This is a genomic window from Bacteroides sp. AM16-24 (assembly GCF_003471885.1).
Classification (GTDB): domain Bacteria; phylum Bacteroidota; class Bacteroidia; order Bacteroidales; family Bacteroidaceae; genus Bacteroides.
On sequence record NZ_QRKI01000040.1, the window covers coordinates 548 to 5,040 of the forward strand.

General features: G+C 32.9%; 10 protein-coding genes. All 10 read right to left on the minus strand.

What is annotated here, in order from left to right; translation table 11 throughout:
- Positions 1-35: 35 nt before the first annotated feature.
- The 10 genes from DW182_RS21855 to DW182_RS21900 all read right to left on the minus strand — a co-directional run bounded on the left by DW182_RS21855 (position 36) and on the right by DW182_RS21900 (position 4,274).
- On the minus strand, positions 36-1,193 hold the full coding sequence (locus DW182_RS21855; protein WP_007559085.1) for a replication initiation protein: 1,158 nt from the start codon (positions 1,191-1,193) through the stop codon (positions 36-38).
- Positions 1,194-1,355: 162 nt separating this feature from the next.
- Positions 1,356-1,568 (minus strand): hypothetical protein, encoded by a 213-nt coding sequence (locus DW182_RS21860; RefSeq protein WP_004295360.1) that lies wholly within the window; start codon positions 1,566-1,568, stop codon positions 1,356-1,358.
- Positions 1,558-2,040 carry a hypothetical protein gene (locus tag DW182_RS21865; RefSeq protein ID WP_007559088.1) on the minus strand — a complete coding sequence of 161 codons (483 nt, stop codon included), beginning with the start codon at positions 2,038-2,040 and terminating at the stop codon, positions 1,558-1,560. Before DW182_RS21865 ends, DW182_RS21860 begins: the two co-directional genes overlap by 11 nt.
- 33 nt (positions 2,041-2,073) lie before the next feature.
- Positions 2,074-2,385: a hypothetical protein gene (locus DW182_RS21870; RefSeq protein ID WP_008765228.1), complete on the minus strand. Its 312-nt coding sequence runs from the start codon at positions 2,383-2,385 to the stop codon at positions 2,074-2,076.
- Positions 2,386-2,409: 24 nt separating this feature from the next.
- Positions 2,410-2,628, minus strand: coding sequence for a hypothetical protein (locus DW182_RS21875; protein WP_004295363.1), 219 nt, complete (start codon positions 2,626-2,628; stop codon positions 2,410-2,412).
- A 30-nt stretch (positions 2,629-2,658) separates the two neighbouring features.
- Positions 2,659-2,865 (minus strand): hypothetical protein, encoded by a 207-nt coding sequence (locus DW182_RS21880; RefSeq protein WP_007559092.1) that lies wholly within the window; start codon positions 2,863-2,865, stop codon positions 2,659-2,661.
- A gap of 12 nt (positions 2,866-2,877) precedes the next feature.
- Positions 2,878-3,069 carry a hypothetical protein gene (locus tag DW182_RS21885; RefSeq protein ID WP_007559094.1) on the minus strand — a complete coding sequence of 64 codons (192 nt, stop codon included), beginning with the start codon at positions 3,067-3,069 and terminating at the stop codon, positions 2,878-2,880.
- A 242-nt stretch (positions 3,070-3,311) separates the two neighbouring features.
- Positions 3,312-3,701, minus strand: coding sequence for a hypothetical protein (locus tag DW182_RS21890; RefSeq protein ID WP_007559098.1), 390 nt, complete (start codon positions 3,699-3,701; stop codon positions 3,312-3,314).
- Between the two features lie 71 nt (positions 3,702-3,772).
- Positions 3,773-3,988, minus strand: coding sequence for a hypothetical protein (locus DW182_RS21895; protein WP_007559101.1), 216 nt, complete (start codon positions 3,986-3,988; stop codon positions 3,773-3,775).
- 34 nt (positions 3,989-4,022) lie between these two features.
- A complete protein-coding gene (locus DW182_RS21900; RefSeq protein ID WP_004295365.1) occupies positions 4,023-4,274 on the minus strand; it encodes a hypothetical protein in 252 nt (83 codons plus the stop codon).
- Between the last annotated feature and the right edge of the window lie 219 nt (positions 4,275-4,493).

The window sequence follows — 4,493 nt, forward strand, 5'->3', positions numbered from 1 at the left end:
TTTTTAGACCCCTCCTAGGGACAAAAACCCAACTTTTATTCATCTTCTTTTTCTTCTCCAATCATTCCGGGGAGTATTTCTACTTCTTTTAATAATACGGATAAACAATATTCTGCTTTATTTGAAATTTTATTCCAGTTATCTCTAACATATTCGCCTAGATAAAGCATCTTAGTTACTACTGCTTTATAGTTGCTTAATGTAATCTGTGGAATAAACTGCTGCAAATGCTCGTCCTTCATTGCAAAGTGCAAAGAACAAAAATTCGTTATCATCTTCTTTTGTCCTTTTAATAGTTCTTCTTCCTTCTTTGATAATGCAGACTTAATAACTTTGAAATTAAGTTTATAAGGCTGTGTATCGCCTGAATTACGATAAACTTCTGCCATTTCAAACCAGCAATCAGCCTGTTCAAACAAATCATCGTAAACAGGGCGTATTACACGTTTATACAAATCTTTAAATTCGGGGTATTTATCTTCTAATTTTAAGAATTTCCGAAATCTATCCACATAGATAGAAAAACCACCTTTTTCTTTCCATGAGCTAATCAGCATATACATTCTTATTGTATATCTACTTTGCGCTCTTAAAGCTATCTCTTTTATATAGCGTGTAAAACCTCTATCAACATTAATGAAAACTTTAGCAACCTCTCTATCCATTTCTAAAGAAAAACCTCTTGAATAAGGAGTTTTGGGTATATTTGCCTTAGTGAATAAACCAGTAATAGACCAACTATCCTCACCTGTTATTGGGTCTTTAACATCAAGCTCTACAGGAATACTGATTAATTTACGAACCATGCTTTTTACTTCCTTGTATTGGTCTGGATTAACGCCCAAATCCCGATATGCGATATCTACTCTTATACGGTCTGAATATTCTTGAAATAAAGATAATTGCTCGCATGGAATAGATGTACCATATTTATCTAGATGCTGAATACTTAATTCTATGACATCCTGTAATTTCTCTATAACAGCAATTAAGATTCTAATCTGTACTGTCTTAAAATCACCAGCCATTAATGTAACTACATTAGGTTGTTTCAGCCATGTGGGATTTTCTGGGAGTTTCACAGGAAGATTTGTACGAGGATGCCCTTTCCTAATTCTAACAATCTCACCGTCTATTTCTTCTTTTTCTTCTTTCACCGCACGTTTTCGGGCTTTTATTTCTCTATTTACCATCGCTTATTATTTTGACTGATTAATACTCCAAAAAAAAGTAGAATAAAGAACACAAACATAAACTTGGCTATATAAAATAGCCCTATGAAAATCATTCTAAAAATAGCAATGATAATTTCTAATAGATTTCTTATTATGTTCCTCCAGTCCATTTTCTTTGTTTTATAATTCCTGTCGCCAAAGCTCCGGCTGCACTATTGTATAACCAGCACTTTGCAAATATACTCTTTTAAATTCATCGGGCAACGTTCCTTCAAGGAATTGCTTTTTATGCCTTGATGCAGTTCGGCGGTCATATGGACTATTTTTAGACCAACCTCTTTTAAGAATTAGTTCCTTAAAGCATTCATCTAATGTTTTTGCTTTATCTATCATAATCTTTTCGTAAAGAAATTATAGGGTTTTTCATCCCTTTATACGTTTCACAAGGATTTCCTAACAGTTCGCACATAACAAAATGTACAATTTTTCCTTCATCCAATGATAAATTCGATTTATTTGCTAATTCTACAACTAATGTATATTGATAACTATAGTTCTCAACAACAATTTCTTTTTCATTGGAAACTTCATTGTAAATCTTTCTATACTTATGCCATAAAGACGTATTAAAAAGCTCTACCGTAAGAAAATTGTTTACCTGCTCTGTTGTATAGTCTTCTGGCAAACGTTTCCCTGTAAGTCTATAAACAGCCTCCATTTTTGCTTTTTTTCCTACAAACTTTTTTTTCCCAATCATCTGACAAGAAGGAAGTTCATCCCTAGATATAAAAGGCTTCAAATCTGACACCCTACGATATACCTTATATTCAATAAACATTCTATCTATATTTTGATTATATGACATCTATTCCCTTTCACACTATTCGAAAAATTATGGTCATTTATCCCAATCATAATTATCGTAATCTATTTCCTTTCCTGTAGCATGGCATTCAGCCACATAATCAGCCCATTTTTTTCGCTTCGTCACATCAAAAGGCATACGTAGAAACTCATCCTTCCAAGGCTGTATAAAGTAACCAAAATCGTGTTTGTTCGTTACATACTGAACAGCATCTCTAATGGCGTTATACTCATATCCTTCTTTCAACAATGGTTCGTCACCCAGTTTAGAGTATATGTTTGCCACTTCCCGAAGCATCTTTGCAAATTCTTTGTATGTGGCAAAATTCTTTTCTTTTTTATCCATAATCATTCTTTTTTGTTTTGAGTATTAATTTTTTTCGATGAAAGTATTGGTTGTATTCAACACCCCGGCTGAATCTCGACTTTTGCCATCTCTTATGAAGATTCCTTCTTCTTTCAACCGTTCATAATCAAATTCATTCATCATGATAATGACAATATTTTCATTTGTATATAGCTTACACTTCATAAATTGAGTACCTTCTATTTTTCCAATTACGTCTATTTGGATTGTTCTTTCATTCATAATTCGTTTATTTATATATCGATTTGAGGATTATTCTTGTTTTTTTACTTCATATCCCTTTTCTCTGAGATACGCTGCTATATACTCATCATCTCCGACATCATTAAGGACATCGAAAAGATAACCTTTTACATAACTGGCTACTGCAACCGCATTTGCATACTCGATGTTCTGCGAAATGAATCTCACTTTCTCTGTTCTTCCTAAGCCTCTGAAGGCTTCTTCAATTTTGCTCATATTTATACTGTTTTACGCTAATTCTGTTTCAATAAACTTCATCATCTGATTGTGAAAAGAACCACTCCTTTTTTGCGCAGCCTTACAATCATCAATGGAAAGATTCGATTCCTTAATTATCCCTATTGCGATTGCTGGCATATCTCTGACTACTACAATATGCTGAACAGCAAACCAAATACCATCAATAAATTCATTATTCATATCTTCATTTTATTGGTTAAAACTCATATTCACTTTCATTGAAATTTTCGATTGAATAAATTAAACCACCGAAGTCACCTGCTGAGAAGCCTCCAGTAATATTACTTCGATGTGTTCCCTTATACTTACCAAAGGTTAATGTTCTTTCTTGATTCATTACTATTCTGTTATGCGTTATTTGGTATGATAATCCCATTTTATCTTGACTTATATATCTGGAAAAGAGACCTGTGAACTAAAGACTACTCTTTCTTTTCCTTACGCCTCGATTTGAGAAATTCTTTAGCCGCTTCTTTGTCCTCATGTACTTCATCTGATACATAATATATTATAGCCTTTGAATTGTGAGGATTGTTTTTCCACTTTCTTCCTATTGCATCCGGATTTACAACATATCCTTCTTTTGCCCATTGCAGGGCTGTTAGGCTCTTTTGGTTCATTCTCTTATACCAAAGAACCTTACGATGCATTTTTGTCCGGGGAGTAATTACTCCGTCTGCACATACCAGTCCTTCACAGTTGTAACCGGGGCTTTCCAGAAATTCAATTTCTTTTTGAATTTCTTTTATGCTCATTTTCTCGATGCGTTCCATGTATTGTGCAATCGTTTCATCTGTCATATCCGCTGCCATATTTCATGAATTTATGTATTAAAATAAGGCTATTAACTAGTTTAATAGCCCATTTTTGATTTCAAATACTATCAAACGTATTTATCCAATTCTTTTTCTAGCTTTTCCCTATCAATCTCTGGAAATAGTTCAAGAACAAGACTTAGCGAATCGCAATAATTGTTTGCATAGTTTTCTGTATCCATCAATCGTAACACCATTGAACAAAAAATACTCTTTTCCTGCTTAAAAGTACGATTTAACACAGAACTAGATAATCTGAAAATTTTCTTCTCTACTCCAATCATAAATTAATCCTTTCACATTTCTAATAATTGACTATCAATCTGTAGTTTTCTTCAATGCTTCAAAAGAAGACAAGTAATCATCAACAGCTTTATTTAACGCTGCATATTTATCTTTCCACGTCCTTATTTGCCGTTGTGTTTCAATATACCTATCATTCAAAGTTGCATAATTCTGAATAGCAAATCTAATAGCTTTAGCATCTGTTTTTTCACCAGATAATTTTTTTAGATTTTCTAACTCTGCGCAGGCTGCATCGTCTAAGCGTAATGTAAACTCTTTTTTCATAAAAAAATGATTAATGAATTAATACTGAAAAATAGCACTAACAGTTGGCTACGAAATGGATTTAAGAAGCAATGTTTCATGATTTTGTTTGCTGTTCTTTATACTGGCAGCCAAACCAGCTTTAAAGGTTTGTTTATCTCTTTATTTTCAATACTCAAAGATAGTGATTTTCTATAAATGTCGCAAATAATAGGACAATTATTTTTGTTAAAAATGGTT